The 19,039-nt window shown below is 54.0% G+C and carries 16 protein-coding genes; 4 read left to right on the forward strand and 12 right to left on the reverse strand.

The window, feature by feature from the left end; translation table 11 throughout:
* Positions 1 to 2 precede the first annotated feature (2 nt).
* From FRY98_RS07660 to FRY98_RS07670, 3 genes are read right to left on the reverse strand one after another with little or no spacing between them, the layout of a single operon-like run.
* Positions 3 to 1,463, reverse strand: coding sequence for a nicotinate phosphoribosyltransferase (locus FRY98_RS07660; protein ID WP_148451089.1), 1,461 nt, complete (start codon positions 1,461 to 1,463; stop codon positions 3 to 5).
* Positions 1,464 to 1,509: 46 nt separating this feature from the next.
* The gene (locus FRY98_RS07665; RefSeq protein WP_148451090.1) at positions 1,510 to 2,067 is read right to left on the reverse strand and encodes a cysteine hydrolase family protein; all 558 of its coding nucleotides are present in this window, start codon (positions 2,065 to 2,067) and stop codon (positions 1,510 to 1,512) included.
* 3 nt (positions 2,068 to 2,070) lie between these two features.
* The gene (locus FRY98_RS07670; protein WP_148451091.1) at positions 2,071 to 2,853 is read right to left on the reverse strand and encodes an NUDIX hydrolase; all 783 of its coding nucleotides are present in this window, start codon (positions 2,851 to 2,853) and stop codon (positions 2,071 to 2,073) included.
* A 331-nt stretch (positions 2,854 to 3,184) separates the two neighbouring features.
* On the opposite strand from FRY98_RS07670, the gene FRY98_RS07675 reads away from it, so the two are divergent.
* The 3 genes from FRY98_RS07675 to FRY98_RS07685 all read left to right on the forward strand — a co-directional run bounded on the left by FRY98_RS07675 (position 3,185) and on the right by FRY98_RS07685 (position 8,624).
* Positions 3,185 to 6,052, forward strand: a complete 2,868-nt coding sequence (locus FRY98_RS07675; RefSeq protein ID WP_148451092.1) for a S8 family serine peptidase — start codon at positions 3,185 to 3,187, stop codon at positions 6,050 to 6,052.
* An 86-nt stretch (positions 6,053 to 6,138) separates the two neighbouring features.
* Positions 6,139 to 6,777 carry an S-layer homology domain-containing protein gene (locus tag FRY98_RS07680; RefSeq protein WP_148451093.1) on the forward strand — a complete coding sequence of 213 codons (639 nt, stop codon included), beginning with the start codon at positions 6,139 to 6,141 and terminating at the stop codon, positions 6,775 to 6,777.
* A gap of 410 nt (positions 6,778 to 7,187) precedes the next feature.
* Complete coding sequence (locus tag FRY98_RS07685; protein ID WP_148451094.1) at positions 7,188 to 8,624, forward strand: glycoside hydrolase family 1 protein; 1,437 nt, start codon at positions 7,188 to 7,190, stop codon at positions 8,622 to 8,624.
* A 123-nt stretch (positions 8,625 to 8,747) separates the two neighbouring features.
* Here the strand turns inward: FRY98_RS07685 and FRY98_RS28890 are convergent, their stop codons facing one another.
* From FRY98_RS28890 to FRY98_RS07700, 4 genes are all read right to left on the reverse strand, one after another.
* A complete protein-coding gene (locus tag FRY98_RS28890; RefSeq protein WP_249043350.1) occupies positions 8,748 to 9,005 on the reverse strand; it encodes a hypothetical protein in 258 nt (85 codons plus the stop codon).
* 105 nt (positions 9,006 to 9,110) lie between these two features.
* The gene (locus tag FRY98_RS28895; protein ID WP_225040804.1) at positions 9,111 to 9,443 is read right to left on the reverse strand and encodes a metallophosphoesterase; all 333 of its coding nucleotides are present in this window, start codon (positions 9,441 to 9,443) and stop codon (positions 9,111 to 9,113) included.
* Positions 9,444 to 10,023: 580 nt separating this feature from the next.
* Complete coding sequence (locus FRY98_RS07695) at positions 10,024 to 10,845, reverse strand: TrmH family RNA methyltransferase (RefSeq protein WP_148451095.1); 822 nt, start codon at positions 10,843 to 10,845, stop codon at positions 10,024 to 10,026.
* Positions 10,846 to 11,029: 184 nt separating this feature from the next.
* Positions 11,030 to 11,704 (reverse strand): potassium channel family protein, encoded by a 675-nt coding sequence (locus tag FRY98_RS07700; RefSeq protein ID WP_148451096.1) that lies wholly within the window; start codon positions 11,702 to 11,704, stop codon positions 11,030 to 11,032.
* A 132-nt stretch (positions 11,705 to 11,836) separates the two neighbouring features.
* Between FRY98_RS07700 and sspI the strand changes: the two genes are divergently transcribed.
* On the forward strand, positions 11,837 to 12,073 hold the full coding sequence (gene sspI, locus FRY98_RS07705; RefSeq protein ID WP_148451097.1) for a small acid-soluble spore protein SspI: 237 nt from the start codon (positions 11,837 to 11,839) through the stop codon (positions 12,071 to 12,073).
* Positions 12,074 to 12,212: 139 nt separating this feature from the next.
* Here the strand turns inward: sspI and FRY98_RS07710 are convergent, their stop codons facing one another.
* The 5 genes from FRY98_RS07710 to FRY98_RS07730 form a co-directional block, all read right to left on the reverse strand.
* Entirely contained in the window at positions 12,213 to 13,793 is a 1,581-nt protein-coding gene (locus FRY98_RS07710; protein ID WP_148451098.1) for a peptide chain release factor 3, read from the reverse strand.
* A gap of 789 nt (positions 13,794 to 14,582) precedes the next feature.
* Positions 14,583 to 16,130, reverse strand: a complete 1,548-nt coding sequence (gene zwf, locus FRY98_RS07715; protein ID WP_148451099.1) for a glucose-6-phosphate dehydrogenase — start codon at positions 16,128 to 16,130, stop codon at positions 14,583 to 14,585.
* A 195-nt stretch (positions 16,131 to 16,325) separates the two neighbouring features.
* Complete coding sequence (locus tag FRY98_RS07720; protein WP_148451100.1) at positions 16,326 to 17,174, reverse strand: YwmB family TATA-box binding protein; 849 nt, start codon at positions 17,172 to 17,174, stop codon at positions 16,326 to 16,328.
* Between the two features lie 139 nt (positions 17,175 to 17,313).
* Positions 17,314 to 17,970: a response regulator gene (locus FRY98_RS07725; RefSeq protein ID WP_373317710.1), complete on the reverse strand. Its 657-nt coding sequence runs from the start codon at positions 17,968 to 17,970 to the stop codon at positions 17,314 to 17,316.
* Complete coding sequence (locus tag FRY98_RS07730; RefSeq protein WP_148451101.1) at positions 17,942 to 19,027, reverse strand: sensor histidine kinase; 1,086 nt, start codon at positions 19,025 to 19,027, stop codon at positions 17,942 to 17,944. The genes FRY98_RS07725 and FRY98_RS07730 overlap by 29 nt, the downstream gene beginning before the upstream one ends.
* Between the last annotated feature and the right edge of the window lie 12 nt (positions 19,028 to 19,039).

Raw genomic sequence — 19,039 nt, forward strand, 5'->3', positions numbered from 1 at the left:
CCTCAGGATTCGATCCGCTCGTTGACTTTTTGCCTGATTTCCTCAATCAGCCTCATCTTATTGTCCCAGCAAGCCTGGCTCAAATCGACCGGATATTCCGCCGGATTGAGCAGCCGCTTGTATTCCTCCCACAGCACGTTCAAATTGTCCGCATGGAACTCGCGGATCTCCCGAAGCGTTGGAAGCTCGTAAACCAGCTCCCCGTCCCGGAAAATCAAATGATGCAGTTCCCTCGCTTCGAAATTGGTCACAAATTTGGCGATATGGGTGTGTACCGGATGGAACATCTTGATCCGCTCTTCTTGAGCGGGGTTTTCATGCTCCAGGACGATATAATCGCCTTCCGACTTTCCGCTGCCCTTGTTGATGATGCGGAATACTTTCTTTCGGCCCGGGGTGGTGATCTTCTCCGGATTGGAGCTGATTTTGATCGTATCGGTCATTTGCCCGTGCTCATCCTCGATCGCAATCAGTTTATAAACGGCGCCCAAGGCCGGCTGGTCATAGGCGGTGATCAGCTTGGTTCCGATCCCCCACACATCGATTCTGGCCCCTTGAGCTTTCAAGTTCATAATCGTCAGCTCATCCAGATCGTTCGAAGCGTATATCTTCGCCTCGGTGAAGCCCGCCTCATCCAGCATTTTGCGTGCTTCTTTGGACAAATAAGCCAAGTCGCCGCTGTCCAGCCGGATGCCGAGGAAATTAATGCGGTCGCCGAACTCCTTGGCCACCCGGATCGCCGTCGGGACCCCCGACTTCAGCGTGTCATAAGTATCGACGAGGAAAACGCAATTCCGGTGGGTTTCGGCATACTTGCTGAACGCCGTGTACTCGTCGCGGTAAGCCTGTACCATGGCATGGGCGTGCGTCCCCGCCGTAGGAATGCCGAACAGCTTGCCCGCCCTTACGTTCGAGGTCGCGTCAAACCCGGCTAAATAGGCCGCCCGCGTCCCCCAAATGGCGGCATCCATCTCCTGCGCCCGCCGGGTCCCGAACTCCATGCTCACCTCGTTCCCGATCAACTGCTTGATCCGGGAGGCTTTCGTCGCGATAAGCGTCTGGAAATTCACAATGTTCAGCAGGGCGGTTTCGATTAGCTGCGCTTCCGCCAAAGGGGCTTCAATCCGCAGGATCGGCTCGTTGGCAAACACCAGCTCGCCCTCTTTCATCGAACGAACCGTCCCCGTAAACGTCAATTCGGCCAAATACGCCAGGTAATCCTCGCTGTAGCCTTCTTCTCTTAAATAAGCCAAATCGTTGTCCGTGAAGCGGAAATCGCTAAGATAGCGGACCACCCGCTCCAATCCCGCAAACACGGCATAGCCGTTCTGGAAGGGGATCTTGCGGAAGTACACTTCAAACACCGCTTTTCGCTTATGCATGTTATCCTTCCAGTACACGTGCGCCATATTGATTTGATATTTATCCGTATGCAGCGCGAGGCCGTCGTCCGGGTAGCTCATTCTCGTGTTCCTCCTAGGTAAGTAGAGTGGTTGTTGTATGAACAAGTTAAATCACCGATGCGCCGAGCGAGCCTTTAAAATGCCTCAAGGCCCAGGCATGGCCCTCCTGGTCGAAGCTGGCCACGGCCTTTTCATGAACCACGATCGAGAATCCCCGGTTATAGGCATCCACCGCCGTATGCAGTACGCAGATATCCGTGCAGACGCCCACCAAATGAAGCTCCGTGATCCCTCGCGCGCGAAGTTTCAATTCGAGGTCCGTTCCCGCAAACGCGCTGTATCTCGTTTTATCCATCCAGTACACCTGCTCCGCATCGCGATGCGTCTGATACAGCGACTCCAGCGCACCGTACAGGCGGCGTCCCTCCGTTCCTTCGATATTATGAGGGGGAAACAACTTCGTTTCCGGGTGAAAAGCGTCTCCCTCCTTATGGAGGTCGATCGCAAAGACGACGAACTCGCCCTTTTGCAAAAACTCGCGGGTGATCTCCACGATCGCTCCCTCAATCGCCTGCCCCGGCGTACCGCAGGTTAGAGCGCCGCCCTCCGCCACAAAATCGTTCGTATAATCGATGTTGATCAAAGCCCGTCTGGGTTCGTTCATCCTTCATCCCTGCTTTCTTGTATGATAAAGTGAATGATTGACTTTCACGTCCACGAAGCGGTAAAGCTGCGTCGGCTTTTTGGAGGTTCGCGTCGTCTTTTTTCCGCTGATCTCCTGGATAAAAGGAAGCGTCTTGATCTTTCTCGCAAATGCGGCATCCAGCGCAATCGCCGAATCGTCCGTCACCGTCAGCAGCACGGCCTGAAGCTCGGAATAGGTGAACTCTTCGGGCAAGAAGGCCTTGGCGGCCGTCGTCTCCAGCAGCTTCTGCCGGATCACCGCGATCGCGTCCTCAATAATCCGGGCGTGATCGAAGGCAAGGTCCAGGTTCAATACCTCTTTTACGGAAAAAAGCTCCACCTCGCTGGCGTCGTCATTGGCCTGCCGGCCGGACAATTGATACTCGGGGACAATCGCGTAGTGCGCGTTGGAAATAATCCATCCCCGCGGATCCCGCCCCGGCGTATCGTAGACGCCGAAATGCTCGAGATGGATGTTCTCCACCCCGGTCTCTTCCTTCAACTCCCGCGCCGCCGACTGGAAGGCGGTTTCCGTGTGGGCTACAAAGCCCCCGGGCAGCGCCCATTTGCCCGCCTCGATGTTCGGTCGCCCTTCGCTGTCGGTCATACTGCGCTTGATCAGCATGATGTGCAGGTCCATGACCGGCGGCTTAAACATGTCCGCTTTCGTCGACAGGATGGTAAACACCGCGATATCCGCCGTATATCCATCGGGGGTGACGTACTTTTTCACGTCATACTGCTGCATAGCCTGCTCGTTCGACATGGTGAAAGCTCACTCCTTTCGTCAGCTTTTAACAATTAACGATTTGTTAATTGTATTATATGCACTTTTTCTCCCTCTGTCAACCACCATTTGGAAAATCAGGCGAACTCCCGGAAAGACAGCGTCTCCGCAGAAAAAAAATGTGCCAAAATCGACCCTTTAGCCCGTTTCTCCTCTAAAGTTATACCGTAATAGCTTCCGATATATGGAGTAATCCTGATTTATTTTCTATTAATGACGGGTCCCTAATTCACCGTGAAAAGAGGTGTTCCCCACTACAATTTTACTTCCAAGAATCTACACCATCTAAAAAGGGAGAGAGCACCATCTTATGAGCAGAAGCGCCAAACAGATCATTACATCCGTTCTCGCTACGTCCCTCCTGTTTTTTTCGGGAGCGACAGGTTCGGCTTATGCCGGTGACCCGCAGTCAGGAACAGAGCAAGAAATTATCGTCGTCTACAAAAATGACGCAGGCAAAGACGCCGTTTACGAGGAAAGCGTCGAAGTCAATCACGAGTTCGACACGATCCCGGCCGTATCGGCAACGGTAACGCCTGCCGATCTAAAAGAACTTGTCAACGATCCTAATATAGCCCTCATTGAGCGGAATATTACGTTTCGGACGACGGATGCCGATTTTAAAGCCGCCTCCGATCCGATCCCGCTCGAGCAATCGGAATGGAGTTTTCAAGCGGTACGGCCTACGACGATGTGGAATCAAGGATATACCGGCACCGGGGTTAAGGTGGCGGTGATCGACTCCGGCATCCTCACCACCCATCCGGAGCTCACGGTCGCCGGCGGCATTTCCACCGTCGATTACACCAATGATTATACCGACGATAACGGCCACGGTACCCATGTCGCCGGCATTATCGCAGCGAAGAGCAACGGTAGCGCTCGGGTAGGCATCGCACCGGACGTCCAACTCTACGCGGTAAAAGCGATGGATCAAACCGGAAACGGGACCTTGCAGGACGTCCTGGAGGGCATGGATTGGGCGATCCAGAACGATATGGATATCGTCAATGTCTCGCTCGGAACCGATACGGATTCCACCATTTTGCACAATATGATGGATCAGGCCTACAACGCGGGCATTCTCATCGTCGGATCGGCAGGCAACAGCCAGGTCGACGATTATGGGGTACCGGTCCCTCTCACGACACATACCGTAAACTACCCGGCCAAATACAGCTCCGTCATCGCTGTTGCGGCGACAGACCGATACGACCAAAGGGGCGATTTCTCTTCGGTCGGGGAAGAGGTTGAGGTGGCTGCCCCCGGCGTCGAAGTCCTGTCCACTTATGTGAAGTCTGACGGTACGCCCGGCTATGCCCTATCGAACGGCACATCCCAGGCCGCCCCGCATGTCTCGGGAATGCTGGCCCTGCTGAAGCAGGCGCATCCGACTATGTCCAACGTACAGCTTCGCGAGGAATTAAAGAAATACGCCGTCGATTTGGGCTCCCCCGGCCGGGATATCGAATTCGGCTTCGGCGCCTTAACCTTTGCCGAGGATAGCACGCCCCCGGCCGATGTGACGAACCTGCAAGTGACGAACAAAACCGCCGACAGCCTGTCTTTTTCGTGGACAAACCCGGTTGATAGCGATTTTCTGACCAACCGCTTTTATATCAATAACGTTAAAGTCTCCGAGGTTCCCGGCACTTCTTATCAGGCCACGGGCTTGACGCCGGAAACAAGCTATCAAATCAGCGTTAATTCCGTCGATCGCAGAGGCAACGAGGCCTCCGGTCAAACCCTGACCGAGTCGACCCTGCCGCTGCCGGACACCACACCGCCCGCCGAAGTTACGGGTTTGAAGGTCGATGAAGTGACGGACACCTCCGTTCAGTTGAGCTGGACGAATCCGCTTGATCCGGATTTCGCCAAACTCGGCTTGTACGTGAATGGCCAGAGCGTTAACGAAACGGCAATTCCATCTTATCGATTTGAAGGACTCATGCCGGATACGGATTATAATCTCACGGTCAAAACGATAGACAGCAGCAACAACCGCTCCCAAGGAGTAACCATTCCGGTAAGAACGCTGCAGGCGGTCGCTCCGCCAATCGATCCGGGGAACCCTGGCGATCCATCTACCGATCCGGGCAACCCAAGCGATCCGTCTACCAATCCGGGGAATCCTAGCGATCCGTCTACCGATCCTGGAACGGACCCGAGCGGACCTGTCGTAACTCCGGACCCAACACCGCCAGTCGACTCCATCGCACCGGGAGAAGTCATGTGGGGAGCCATCGAGATCATGCCGAACTCCATCCGCATTCAGTGGATAAACCCTGCGGACGGCGATTTTGCCAAGGCGAAAATCTATATCAACGGCCTGTTTGCCGGGGAAACTTCCGGTTCAGGCTACGAGCTGACGGGACTGCTTGCCGATACCGAATACACGATTGTCGTTAAAACCGAGGATCACACAGGCAATCTGTCTCAAGGCGCGAGCCGGACGGTACGTACCGGACCGGCCTCCGTTCCGACACCGCCGGTTACGCCGCCGGCGCCAAGCACGCCTTCCCAGCCGGATGTCATCGTGATTCCGGCCAACCCGACGCCGGCGCCTTCCGGTGGCAGCGCCCAAATCGGCGGTAGTGGCGGCGGCGGTGGTGACGGTGGTGGCGGCTCTGCTCCGAGCAGCCCGGCACTTCCGGTCAAACCGGCGGAAAAGGCGGAATCTCCGGTAGAGAGAGCCGCAGCCACCCTGGAAAAAGCCAAGACGTCTCTGACCCTGGTGGACTTTATCGATACCAAGCTGGCGGTCGAGGCCCTGACGGATACAGAGAAACGGCGGGAGTTCCGGGAGAAATTGAATGAGCTTAAGCAGGAACTGCAAATTCGCGATCTCCCGGCCAAAAAGGGAATCAAGCCTACCGTTCCGATCGGTATCAGCCTGCAGGTCGCCATGAAAAACACGAACTTCAAGTACATCGACCTCTCTTCCGTCAAACCGGGAGAAAACGTCTTTGTCATCAACAGCAAGGGCGAAATCGTGAAGGATGCCGAGATCTATATCCTGTGGAACCGGATCTTCGTGAAGCCGGGCACCGGCCAATTTGCCGGCAAGGAGACCTACAGCCTCCTGATCGACAAGACGGTTAAGGGGAAAGCGAGCCTTCTGACAGAGGTCTCCAGCCCGCTCCGGCAGCCTTTGATTTTGGAATTTACGACCCGCTGATCGGACTAGAGGGAGCCGGCAGGCCCGGCTCCGCTATTTTCATCCTAATGGACATGCATGATTCAACAGAATAGGGGATTTATACGATGAAAATGAAAAGCAAATTTATAAAGGCGTTAACCGCCTCAACCCTCCTGCTCGGCTTGCTGGGAGCTTCGCTCCCGTCCGGCGCCCAAGCCGCAAGCACCGCTTTTACCGATGTCCGCCAAGGTTCATGGTATGAAGCTACCGTACAGTGGGGCCTGACGCATAACATGATCAAAGGTTACCAGGACGGAACCTTTCAGCCGAACAAACTTGTGACCGAAGCCGAGTTTTTGGCGATGCTGTTGCGCGCTTTTGAAGGGGACGCGGTTTCGAGTCCGGCGAGTTACTGGGCCGATGCCTACTATAATCGGGCGCACGAATTGAATTACCCCGTAACCGGGAGCAAGAACGCTGCCGCCAGAAATCAGCCGCTGCTGCGCAAACAAGCGGCCGAGCTGCTGACCTCCGCCGAGGGCGTCCACTTTAACGGAGATGACGCCATTTCCTACCTGCTGGCCTTCGGCCTCGCTCAGGGTAAAAAACCGGACGACCTCAGCGTAAAGGGCTTCGACGGGGCCGGGAAACTCACCCGGGCCGAAGCGCTGCAGTTCATCAAGAATTTGAGCGAATACGGTGTCGGCGGCTTGCTGGAGCGACCGGCGGAACCAAGCGATCCGCGGGACATCCCGCAGATTTGACGCCAACCGGCACGACGGAAAGGACAGGCAAGAGTTATCTTGTGCCTGTCCTTTTTTTGTTCAACTGCGCTATACGGCGTCCTCTTCCAACTACACCAGTCCCCCATCAGACAACCTGGATAACATCGAATTCCTGCAAATCTGCAGGAATTTTTCGTGTTCGGAACCCAAAATTTGAAAATGCCTGCAAATCTGCAGGCATTTTCGACGAAACCGGCTCGTTTCTTTAAAATCGCTAAAAATACCTGCAGATTTGCATCTTTTTGGAGTTGGCAGGGTTGGAAGGTTGGAAGAACGCTCGGCACCTCGACAGCCGTGAGTCTAAAAGACTTCTCTCCTTAGACATGCATGAGAGCATTCCATTCCGTTTACCCTATAGTGATAATTTGAAAAAAGAGAGGTGGAGCATCATGGGTTTCCGATTTCCGGATGGATTTTTGTGGGGAGGCGCGGTTGCGGCCAATCAATGCGAAGGAGCCTATAACGAAGACGGTAAGGGGTTATCCACGCAAGATGTGGCTCCAAAGGGGGTCAAAGGCCCCATCACCGAATCGCCTACCGAAGATAACTTGAAGCTGGTGGGCATCGACTTTTATCACCGCTATAAGGAAGATATCCAACTTTTTGCCGAAATGGGCTTTAAAGTGTTCCGGACCTCCATCGCCTGGTCGAGAATTTTTCCGCATGGGGACGACCTCGAACCGAATGAACAAGGCCTTAAATTTTACGACGATCTGTTCGACGAATGCCTCAAACACGGAATGGAGCCGCTCGTAACCCTCTCCCACTATGAAACCCCACTGCATTTGTCGAAGCGGTACAATGGTTGGGTGAACCGGAAACTGATCGGCTTTTATGAACGTTACGCAAGAACCGTGTTTGACCGTTACAAAAGCAAAGTCAAGTACTGGCTGACCTTTAATGAGATCAACTCTATTTTGGAAGAACCGTTCTTGAGCGGGGGCATCTATACCCCGAAACGGGAGTTGAGCAAGCAGGACCTGTATCAAGCCGTTCATCACGAGCTTGTCGCCAGCGCGCTGGCCGTCAAAATCGGACACGAAATGATGCCAGACGCAAAAATCGGCTGCATGGTGCTGAGTATGCCGACTTACCCGCTGACCCCGAACCCCGATGACGTCATCGCGGCCATGGAGTTCGAGCATAAAAATTACTTCTTTGCCGACGTCCAGGCCAGAGGCCGTTATCCCGGGTACATGAAACGCTATTTTCGCGAGAACGGAATATCCATTCAAATGGGACCCGACGACGAGGAGATTTTAAAGCATACGGTGGACTTTATTTCCTTCAGCTACTATGTCAGCACCTGCGGAACGGCGGATCCGGAGCTTCGCAAAAACTCGGAAGGCAACCTGCTGGGCGGCGTCACCAATCCCTACTTGCAGGCAAGCGAATGGGGCTGGCAAATCGATCCCCAAGGGCTTCGCTATGTGCTGAACATGTTCTACGACCGCTATCAGAAGCCGCTGTTCATCGTGGAGAACGGATTGGGAGCCAAGGACGAACTCATCAAGGACGCGGACGGGGTCCCGACGGTGGAGGACGATTACCGGATTCAATATTTGAACGACCACCTGGTCCAGGTGGGTGAAGCGCTGGAGGACGGCATCGAGATCATGGGCTATACCGCTTGGGGCTGCATCGATTTGGTCAGCGCTTCGACCGCGGAAATGAGCAAACGGTACGGATTCATCTATGTCGACCGGAATGATGACGGGACCGGAACCCTGAACCGTTACCGCAAAAAATCCTTCCATTGGTACAAAGAAGTGATCTCCACCAACGGGCAGAGTTTAGTTCATTTTGAACGGAAACAGAATAGGTAATTATGTAAAACATGGACGCTTACCAGGACAAGCCCTCCCGGCATAAGCGTCTTTTGTTTTGTTTAGAGAGCAGCCTTCTCTTCTGTAGTAAGAGTAAGCCCCTTGTAAGCCCGCAATGCTTCTCTAGTATCGTAAAACTTTCCGCTCTTCGATCTTCCCTGTAGATTGCTTGTAAACATAATAGATCATCCGATCCAGCTCCATCAGACAGAGTCCCCGTTCTTCCATAACCGAGTATGTATTTGAACCCAAATCGCAATTGAGTCGCACTCCATCAAAATAAATCCGTTCGACGGGGGTATGACCATGCACCACAGGTTTGTTCCGGGTTAAAGTAAAGAGGGCCTCTTTAGGGAGACTATAAAAATTCGTTTCCGACATCCATAAAATGTCCCTGTTTTGCTTGTTTATTGGCTCATAAGGATTCAAGCCGGCGAGAGTATAAACAAACTCGTCATCCTCAAACACCATCGGCAAATTGCACGCCTAAACCATATATTCCTTTCTCGTTGCCTCATTGGGGAAGGTCTTCTCAAAATCCCTCATCGTATCTTTTCCTCCATGAGACAGCCAAAGGGTATCTCCGCTCCGCAAATAATTCCGCATCATTTCCTCATGATTTCCAATCAAAGCAAATACATTTTCGGGGTATTTATCAACCAAATCTTTTAGCTTTTTGATCACCCTGCCGCTTTCCTTCCCCCGGTTAATCATATCGCCGCCAATAACAAGCTGGTCCGTCGCAAAGTCAATTTCAGCATGCTTTAGCAATAACTGCCCTTTATACTCACCATGTATATCAGTGATGAAATACTTCATTACGCCACCACCTGTAAGATTTAATTCCCTAATCCAGCCTATTAAAAATAAACTTCCGCACTTCATTCAAGATGGCCTACTGATACGCGTCGTGCCATACGGGTTGCCCGTCATCTGTTCATCTTATGGGCATCTTTTAAGCTAACTGCCCAGAAACGGTCTCCTTACTTACTTACTTACTTACTTACTTCCGCACGTTCCTTCGCCATAATCTTACACTCTCTCCACACTTACATCGTCCGGCTCACGTCTATTTCATTAACGGGAAAATTTCCCGTTAATATACCACTCTTGGCTCTTCAATCAAATTTAGCTGGAAAACCTCCAACTATTTCACGGCCCTATTGCAGATATACACAATTTCAGGCGAATTAGCGGGAGATTTTCCAGCTAATTCACCTCTGCAGCCGCACAAGTATCAAATTAACGGGAAGAATTCCCTTTATTTCGAACCCCCCCCTCCAATCATTAGGGGAATAGGCTTGAAAGGGCAGAGAAAAAGACTGGGGAGAGATCGGGTGAGGATTGATCTTCTGCCAGTCTTTGGTGTTTTAGGGACAGTTATTTTAGTCAGGGACAGTTAGTTAGACATGGGACGGGAATTATTGTTGTTGGAAAAATGACGCTGCCGCAGCGCCTCGTACAGCAGCACCGAGGCGGCCATCGCCACGTTCAGCGACTCCGCCCGTCCGCGCATCGGAATGATGAGGCCGTCGTCCATCAATTCGCGGACTTCCGGACTGAGCCCGCTGCCTTCGCTGCCGAACAGCAGCCATACCGGGCCGGTAAAGTCGTACGCGAAGCAGTTGACCGCCCCCTGGAGGCTCGTGCCGGCGAGCCGGATGCCGCGGCGCTTCGCCTGCGGCAGCAGCTCCGCGAGCTTGCCGTGGACCACCGGCAAGTGAAAGATCGAGCCCATGGTGGCGCGCAGCACCTTGGGCCCGTAGATGTCGGCGCAGCCTGCGCCGACGATCACCCCGTCCGCCCCGACCGCGTCGGCGGTGCGGATGATGGTGCCGACGTTGCCGGGATCCTGCACGCCGTCCAGCACCACCACCAGGCCGCCCGCCTGCCCGAGCAGCGGCTCCGCCCCGCCGTCGGCCTTGCGGACGACGGCGAACACGGGCTGCGGCGTCTTCGTGTCGCTGCATTTGGCGATGACCGCCGCCGACACGGCGATCCACTCCACGTCCAGGCCGGCCGAAGCGGCCTGGGCCAGCTCGGCGGGGATCCCGCCCTCTGCGTCATAACAGACGCATTCGATGTCCGCCCGCGCCTCCAGCGCTTCCTGAACGAGGTGAATTCCCTCGATCAAAAACTTGCCCTGCTTGTCCCGGTGTTTTTTCTCCAGAAGCCCGGCCCATTCTTTGACCCGGCCGTTTTGCGGAGACAGTATCTGCATGAATGGTTCATTCCTTTGTTCAGATTAAAATCGCGGTCCGCTTCCCGTTTCGATCGCGCACAACCCGTTTATCCTCTGCGTTCCCGCCGTATCCGATCAAAACGGAAAAAGCCTGCACTTGCAGGAATTTTTCACTGCGCAGCCAAGCTCCATGATCCCCGGTGCAACGCTATTTTACCTAACCTTACCCTTCCGCATACGCCAATTCCATCTTGGTCAGATCGTTCTTCTCCCCGACGACGACAAGAATGTCCCCTTCGGTGAGACGGTCCGTGGAAGAAGGCGAAATGTTCATTTTCGTCCCGCGCTTGATCGCCATCACGTTGCAGCCAAAACGGGCCCGCACGTTCAGTTCCTTCAGGTTCTGCCCGACCATCGCTTGGGTCACCCGCAATTCGACGATACTGTACTCGTCGGAAAGCTCGATGTAATCCAGCACATTGGGGGATGTCAGATGGTGGGCTACCCGCAGTCCCATGTCCCGCTCCGGAAAAATCACCTTATCGGCGCCGATTTTATTCAACACCTTGCCGTGCAGTTCGTTCTGGGCTTTGACCACGATCAGCGGTCCTCCCAAATCCTTCAAGATCAAGGTGGTCAGAATGCTGGACTGAATGTCCTCCCCAATGGCGACGACCACAACGTCAAAGTTTCGGATGCCGAGGGCGCGGAGCGCTTCCTCATCGGTCGAGTCGGCTGAAACCGCATGCGTGACTATATTCGAAACGGCCTGGGTACGCTGTTCGTCGGAATCGATCGCGAGAACGTCGAAGCCCATTCCGCTTAACGCCTTGGCCACGCTCAACCCGAATCGCCCCATCCCGATGACGGCAAACTGTTTCTTCTCTCTATGAGCCATGATCTGCTTTCACCATCCCGAATCATTTATGGATTGCTATAGTATATCACATTCCCCGGGAAACTTGAATTTTCGCGGACGGTAAGGGGCACATTAACAGCGGACAACTATGACCAAGGAGGGAAAAGATTCATGCCGTCCATTACGATGACATTGCGCGAGGCGATTATGCACAAAATCCACGGCCAGAGCGAGCAAGGGCTGCGCGAAATGATCGAAGGCTCGGTCGATGCCCAGGAAGCCGCGCTTCCGGGACTTGGCGCCGTTTTTGAATTGATCTGGAAAAACATCGATACCGCCCGGCAGAATGAGCTTCTGTCCGTCCTCAAACAGCAGATCGATGCGGCCGACATCAAGCCGTTGAAATAGGCCCTCCCCTTTCCGCAAACGAGCCTTCTGCCGCCGCTTTTGGCGTTCAAGAGGCTCGTTCTGCTTATCCCCCTCACCCGTTTATGGCAAAAAAAGAAGCCGCCCCGGCGGACGGCAAAACGCTAATATCTCAAGTTGCTTAAGGCGCTGTTTCGAGGAACTGGGCGTCCGGATTTTTTTCCATGGCCGTGCGCATCGCATATTCGTTCTCGAACAAGGCGACATAGTTCCCCTTCTTGTCTTTGACGAGCGTCGAGTTGATCCGGAATTTCGACGGGTCGATCTTATCGGCCACGATCCAGCGCGCAAATTGGAAAGGCATGCGCTGAAGCTGAACGTCCACCCCGTATTCGCCCTTCATCCGGTACTCGAACACCTCGAACTGCAGCTGCCCCACCACACCGAGCAGAGTATCTTCAAAACCGACGGTGGTGAATACCTGAATCGTCCCCTCTTCGGTCAGTTGGTCGATCCCTTTTTGATATTGCTTGTGCTTGAGCGCATTTTTCACCGTTACTTTGGCGAAAATCTCCGGCGAGAACGTCGGAAGCTCGTCGAATACAACTTCGCTGCCCTGGCTGAGCGAATCGCCGATCCGGAAAATCCCCGGGTCAAACAGCCCGATAATATCCCCCGGGTAAGCTTCGCTGACGATATCCCGATCCTGGGCCAGGAACTGCTGCGGCTGGGACAGCTTAATCTCTTTGCCCGCACGCACGTGCTTGACGGACATGCCGCGTTCGAACTTCCCGGATACGATACGCAAAAACGCGATCCGGTCGCGGTGCGCCGGGTTCATATTCGCCTGGATTTTGAAGACATAGCCCGAGAACTTCTCGTTCGTCGGCTCCACAAGTCCGTTCGTGCTGCGACGAGGTTCCGGTTTCGGGGCAAGCTGCAGAAAGTTCTCGAGGAATGTCTGCACACCGAAATTGTTGACCGCACTGCCGAAGAAGACCGGTGTAAGTTCGCCGCGCTTCACTTTTTCAAGATCAAACGGATCGCCCGCCACATCAAGCAGCTCGACATCCTGGCACAGTTGGTCATGCAAATATTCGCCGGCCATTTCACGAATCACCGGGTCCGTGTAATCCTTCACCTTGGTGACCTGGATGTTCGAGTGATCGTCCCCTTGGAACAGCTCCACTTGATTTTTCATCCGGTCGTACACTCCGCACAGCTCGCGGCCCATGCCGATCGGCCAGTTCATCGGTACGGAGCGGATGCCGAGCACACGCTCGATTTCCTCCATCAACTCAAACGGGTTGCGGCCTTCGCGGTCCAATTTGTTGATGAAGGTAAAGATCGGGATCCCCCGTTTGGCGCATACCTGAAAAAGCTTGATCGTCTGAGCCTCGACGCCCTTGGCCACATCGATCAGCATGACCGCGCTGTCCGCGGCCGTTAGGGTGCGGTACGTATCTTCACTGAAGTCCTGGTGACCCGGCGTATCCAAAATATTGATGCGATGTCCTTTATAATCAAACTGCATGACGGAAGAGGTAACGGAAATCCCCCGCTGCTTCTCGATTTCCATCCAGTCGCTTGTCGCGTGTTTGCTGGCTTTCCGCGCTTTGACCGAACCGGCCAGGCGGATGGCGCCCCCAAACAAAAGCAGTTTCTCCGTAAGCGTCGTTTTCCCGGCGTCCGGGTGGGAGATGATCGCAAACGTTCTGCGTTTATCCACTTCCTGCTGCAGTTGTTCCAATGCTTTGCTCATTCTCACTTTCCTCTCGCTTCTACAAAGTCACGTCTCTTATTGTAACACATTTTATCTCAACATACGCCACTTCCCTCGCCCGAATCCCGTTACTTTGTCTTTAAAAAAAATTTCCTGAAACTATCGCTGCAATCAAAGCCACCCGTGCGAACGGGGAGTTTTCTCTAAGGCTATAAGCCTTTATTACCGGCTCGCATCTAAAGGCGCTAGCTTTCACTACGTTCAAGCTACAATGCCATTGCCGCTTTTGTCTACCCCTGAAGGGGTACGATTATTACTAGTCCCCTAGTGCCCCTTCAGACAACCTTGATAACATAAAATTCCTGCATATCTGCATGCTTTTTTCCTGTTTGGACTCAAAATTTCTAAATACCTGCAAATCTGCAGGAATTTTTGACGAAACCGGCTCGTTTCTCTACAATTCTGGAAATTCCTGCAGATTTGCATCTTTTTTCGCATTCCCTTGGGAATCGGCTTAAATACCTGCAGATTTGCATCTTTTTGGAGTTGGAAGCTTGGAAGCACACTAGGCACCTCTTTGTATGTGACATATCCCTTCAATTAGCCATTAAGCCACCTTTTCCTCTCGTTATCCATAGTAGCTTGAACACTCCTATATAACGACCCCATCAGGTGGTTCTTTGCTATCAGCAGCGGGCCCCCACACCCCACTCGCATAGCAGGTGGTTTCGCGAACTTCGCGAGCTCAACCGGCTAAAGCCTCAAACAAAAAGCCGCCCCCAAGCTTATCGCTCGAAGACGGCTCGTACACATCTATAGCTAATCTTCCTAAGGTCTAACCCAGACGACGTTGTCCTCTTCCTGACCGTTGACCGGCCACCAGTGGAACCCGTCTTTGGCCAGCAGCTCATCGGCTTCCTTCGGCCCCCAGGAGCCGGCAGGATATTTGCTGATGTCGGCCGGATTTTGCGCCCAAGCGGAAGCGATCCGATCGACGAAAGCCCAGGCCGTCGCCACTTCATCCCAGCGGGTAAAGTAAGTGGAATCCCCGTTAGCCGCGTCATGGATCAAGCGTTCGTAAGCTTCCGGCGAGTTGATGCCGACCTGGCAGCTTTGGCAAAATTCCATGGCGAGCGGTTCGATCTTGGAATCCGACCCCGGCTTCTTCGCGTTGATCTTGATGTAGATGCCTTCCATCGGATTTACGCGGATGACCAGCAGGTTCGGTTCGAGGTTATGCTTCTGTCCGAGATACACATTCGTCGGCATTTGCTTGAACTCGACCACAACCTCCGTCGTTTTGACCGGAAGGCGTTTCCCGGTACGGATGTAGAACGGAACGCCCGCCCAACGGAAGTTATCGACGAATACTTTGGCCGCAAAATAGGTTTCCGTATTCGAATTCGGGTCCACCTTGTCCTCTTGGCGATACCCCGGCAGCTTCTTGCCGCCCGCTTCGCCTTCCGTGTACTGCCCGCGGACGACGTTCTCCTTCACTTCCTGAGCCGAACCGTACGGCCGTAAGGAACGGAGCACCTTCACCTTCTCGTCCCGGATATCTTCCGGGAACAAACGGCTTGGCGGTTCCATGGCGATCATCGTCAGCATCTGCAGCATATGGTTCTGGCCCATATCCCGCAAAGCGCCGGAGTGGTCGTAATATCCGCCGCGCTCCTCGACGCCGACCGTTTCGCTCAGCGTGATTTGCACGTTGGAGATGTGCTTGTTGTTCCAAAGCGGTTCAAAGAACGCGTTCGCAAAGCGGATCACTTCGATATTCTGAACCATCTCTTTGCCGAGATAGTGGTCGATCCGATAGATTTCCTCTTCCTTAAAGACCTGGTTCAGCTCTTCATTCAGCTTCTGTGCGGAGAGCAGATCATAGCCGAACGGCTTCTCGATGACCAGACGATGCCAGCCGCCGCTGTTCAGCATGCCGCCTTTCTGCAGGTTAAAGGATACGCTGCCGAACAGCTCGGGGGCAAGCGCAAGGTAGAACAGCCGATTGCCCGGAATGCTAAAGCGCGACTCGACCGTCTCCGTGAGTTCCCGAAGTTCATGGTACCCATCGATATTGTTGATATCCAGCGATTTGTAGGAAAAGTGCTCGGCAAACTGCGCCCAAGCGGCCTCATCCTTTACTTTATAGCGACAAAACTCCTGAATGGAGCGATGGACGTCGTCACGGAATTCTTCTTGTGTGCGCGGCCGGCGCGCTACGCCGATTACCGCGAAATCCTCCGCCAGTTTTCCTTCGCGATATAACGAATATATGGCAGGGAAGAGCTTACGGCGTGCCAAATCTCCGGTTGCCCCAAAAATAAAAAATACCGCTCCAGGTGTTTGCAGTGATTCTAAATTTTCAAATTCAGCCATGGCTCCTCATTTCTTTCTATGTAATATAGTGAATATTTATTCAAATTCCAACCAATGATATGAATTTACACGGCATCACTGGATGTGATGTAATTTTAGCATATTCCTAAAAATGATGCCATCATATTCATACCAAAAATGCTCTGCTTTTCTGAAAATTCATTTAACTTTTATCTAATATTTATTTTTGTCTCATTAATATTCAACTGTCAATAACGGCGAGCCGAGCGAAATCTCCTCCCGGCCGGTCAGGTCGTTTCGATGAACCGCCATCTGCAATGAAACCTGATGGCCGCCGCTTGCGACGGAAATTGCCATGTCCGGAACGGTGTACGAGCGGCTGATCGTCCCTGCGTCCTCATAATCTTCCACTGCCGTTAAATTTAATGCATGCCAGTTCCCTTTTTCCAGGATGGAGAGACTCCGGTGAAGCGGTGATTGCACCGCTTGTTCCGCAGAAGCCTGTCCTGCCGCCTCCGGGTTGAGTTCCCCCTGCAAGGCGCCATTCCATTGGATACGGACGCCTTCATCCGCCAACGATTCCCCGCTCAACGCGATCCGTTCCTTCATCCCTCGAACAGCCTCAGCCCCCTGGCCCTCCATACGCAGCACGACATAATAACTCTCGTCTTCCCCGGGGAACTTCGTTAACGTCAAGCTGGAAGCGATCGCTTCCGCGTCGCCCGATGCCCGGTAAACGGTCCGGCCCTGCACCCGCTCTTCCCGGATTCCGCTCAAGCCCAGCCGGGAAGCCAGGGCGCCCGCCGCTTCCTCCGGGGACAGCAGGGTCGGCCACGCCCCCTGCCACTTTGCCGTCCCTTGGAGATCTTCCCGCACGGCCCCTGCGGCCAGTCCCATCAATTGCTCCCATTGAGCCGCGGCCGCGGCGGGAGAATGCTTGTCTCCCATCGCATGATCGGTAACCGCAGGAACCGCCGATGATTCGCCGCGCCCGAGAAAACCGGCGATGATTAGAACCAGCACCAGGGCGCATCCCGCCATCCCCATCATTCTGTTGTTCTTCAATCCGCCCGGCTTCCGCATCGAAATTCCCTCCGCTAATCTAGTAATCTATCATTAGCTTCAGAATGCCCCGCCGGCGGCCGATATATACGTTCGTTTCTCAGTTGACACAACAACAAAACAAAAAAGCGGACCCCTTCCTTCTAGGTCCGCTTTCCATTCATTCGGCCAGGCCGTTCTTGTAGGCGTAAATCGCCGCCTGCGTGCGGTCTTCCACGCCCAGCTTGGCCAGAATGTTCGTAACATGGAACTTCACCGTCTTGATGCCGATAATCAGATCATCGGCGATATCCTGATTCGATTTCCCTTGAGCCAGAAGACGAAGCACATCCATTTCCCGCTCGGTTAACTCTTCATGAGCCGGCGTCTCCGCTTTCGGCTGGCGGAAACGGTTCATCATCTTGGAAGCCACCTGGGATTCCAGGACGGATTGTCCCCGGACCGCGGCGCGGATCGCCTCCGCGATTTCGGAGGCGCGTGAAGTTTTGAGCAGGTAGCTGAAGGCCCCCGCTTCAATGACGGGATACATCTTCTCGTCGTCCAGGTAACTGGTCAGCACGATGACTTTGCAATCGGGATAGAGTTTCAGCAGTTGACGCGTCGTTTCGATGCCGTCCATTCCTTCCATTACCAGATCCATCAGGACGACATCCGGCTTGTATTCCTGGGCCAGGCGGATGCCCTCTACCCCGCTGCTGGCTTCCCCTACGACTTCGATGCCGTCTTCGGTGCCGAGCACGGCGGCCAACCCGATCCGGACCATCTCGTGGTCATCCACCAGCAGTACTTTAATCATCTTGTCCTCTTCCATCTCCATGATGATTCTCACCTCCGAATTCCTCAATCAATAACGGTACCGTAATTTCTATGCGCGTCCCTTTGCCGGGAGCGGTAATGAACTGGATGGACCCGCCGATCTCGCCGACCCGTTCCTGCATGGTCGACAATCCATAGGAAGCCTGTTTCTTCTCGTCCAGTTGGAAGCCGATGCCGTTGTCTCGCAGCGTAACCTTGACCGCGTCGCCTTTCCGGTGAATACGGATTTCCATCTTATCGGCTTTGGCATGCCGGAGCGTATTGGACATGGCCTCCTGGATAATCCGGAACAGGTGGTTTTCGATCCCCTTCCCGAGATTCAACTCCTCGTCCATTTCCAGCGAGAGGTCCATCGGCACTTTCGTTTTCAACTCTCTGACGAGTTCCTTCAGGCCTTGAGACAGTTCCTTGCCTTCCAGATACACCGGACGCAAGTGCAGGAGCAAGGCCCTCATCTCCGATTGGGCGACCGATGCCATCTCCTCGATCAGTTCCACCTGGCGCTGCGCCTTGTCAAAATCCTTTTCCAGCGTCCTTCCGACCGCCGTGGCCGTCATGGAGATCGCAAACAGCTGCTGGGACACCGCATCGTGCAGTTCACGGGCCAGCCGCTGTCTCTCCTCCACGATCGCCGATATCCGGGCCTGCTCCGCCAGCTGCGCATTATGGGTCGATAGACGCTGCAGCGAGCTGACCTGCTCCTCCCAGCGTTTACCGATCCGCTCCAGTTGCTCGCCCAGGCCGCCGATCTCGTCGTCGCCCAGTTTGGGGACGGTCCCGGTCTGATTGCCTTTCTCCCATTGCAGCAGCGCGTCCCGCAGCAAGTCCAGCTTACGCTTCTGCCGGTAGCCCTGCAAAAAGCCGAAAGCCGCACCGATGCTCAGCAGCAGGGTAAGCAGCGTCAAGCCCGCGCTGATTCCCGTCTTCCAATTCGTGGAGGGTTCGACATATCCATATGTATAAAGCGTATATACGATGACGGCCAACAAAACAAAACATAGAAGGATCCCCTCCCGCATACTGCGGGAGACCATGTTCCGCGGCTTTCTGTTCCTCATGCGAAGGCGATC

Origin of the sequence: Paenibacillus faecis, from assembly GCF_008084145.1 — a bacterium.
GTDB classification, from domain to species: Bacteria; Bacillota; Bacilli; order Paenibacillales; family Paenibacillaceae; genus Fontibacillus; species Fontibacillus faecis.

Coding starts and splice junctions, on each gene's coding strand:
- FRY98_RS07660 (WP_148451089.1), bottom strand. CDS start 1,463: ATGAGCTACCCGGACGACGGCCTCGCGCTGCATACGGATAAATATCAA.
- FRY98_RS07665 (WP_148451090.1), bottom strand. CDS start 2,067: ATGAACGAACCCAGACGGGCTTTGATCAACATCGATTATACGAACGAT.
- FRY98_RS07670 (WP_148451091.1), bottom strand. CDS start 2,853: ATGTCGAACGAGCAGGCTATGCAGCAGTATGACGTGAAAAAGTACGTC.
- FRY98_RS07675 (WP_148451092.1), top strand. CDS start 3,185: ATGAGCAGAAGCGCCAAACAGATCATTACATCCGTTCTCGCTACGTCC.
- FRY98_RS07680 (WP_148451093.1), top strand. CDS start 6,139: ATGAAAATGAAAAGCAAATTTATAAAGGCGTTAACCGCCTCAACCCTC.
- FRY98_RS07685 (WP_148451094.1), top strand. CDS start 7,188: ATGGGTTTCCGATTTCCGGATGGATTTTTGTGGGGAGGCGCGGTTGCG.
- FRY98_RS28890 (WP_249043350.1), bottom strand. CDS start 9,005: ATGTCGGAAACGAATTTTTATAGTCTCCCTAAAGAGGCCCTCTTTACT.
- FRY98_RS28895 (WP_225040804.1), bottom strand. CDS start 9,443: ATGAAGTATTTCATCACTGATATACATGGTGAGTATAAAGGGCAGTTA.
- FRY98_RS07695 (WP_148451095.1), bottom strand. CDS start 10,845: ATGCAGATACTGTCTCCGCAAAACGGCCGGGTCAAAGAATGGGCCGGG.
- FRY98_RS07700 (WP_148451096.1), bottom strand. CDS start 11,704: ATGGCTCATAGAGAGAAGAAACAGTTTGCCGTCATCGGGATGGGGCGA.
- sspI (WP_148451097.1), top strand. CDS start 11,837: ATGCCGTCCATTACGATGACATTGCGCGAGGCGATTATGCACAAAATC.
- FRY98_RS07710 (WP_148451098.1), bottom strand. CDS start 13,793: ATGAGCAAAGCATTGGAACAACTGCAGCAGGAAGTGGATAAACGCAGA.
- zwf (WP_148451099.1), bottom strand. CDS start 16,130: ATGGCTGAATTTGAAAATTTAGAATCACTGCAAACACCTGGAGCGGTA.
- FRY98_RS07720 (WP_148451100.1), bottom strand. CDS start 17,174: ATGCGGAAGCCGGGCGGATTGAAGAACAACAGAATGATGGGGATGGCG.
- FRY98_RS07725 (WP_373317710.1), bottom strand. CDS start 17,970: ATGGAGATGGAAGAGGACAAGATGATTAAAGTACTGCTGGTGGATGAC.
- FRY98_RS07730 (WP_148451101.1), bottom strand. CDS start 19,027: ATGAGGAACAGAAAGCCGCGGAACATGGTCTCCCGCAGTATGCGGGAG.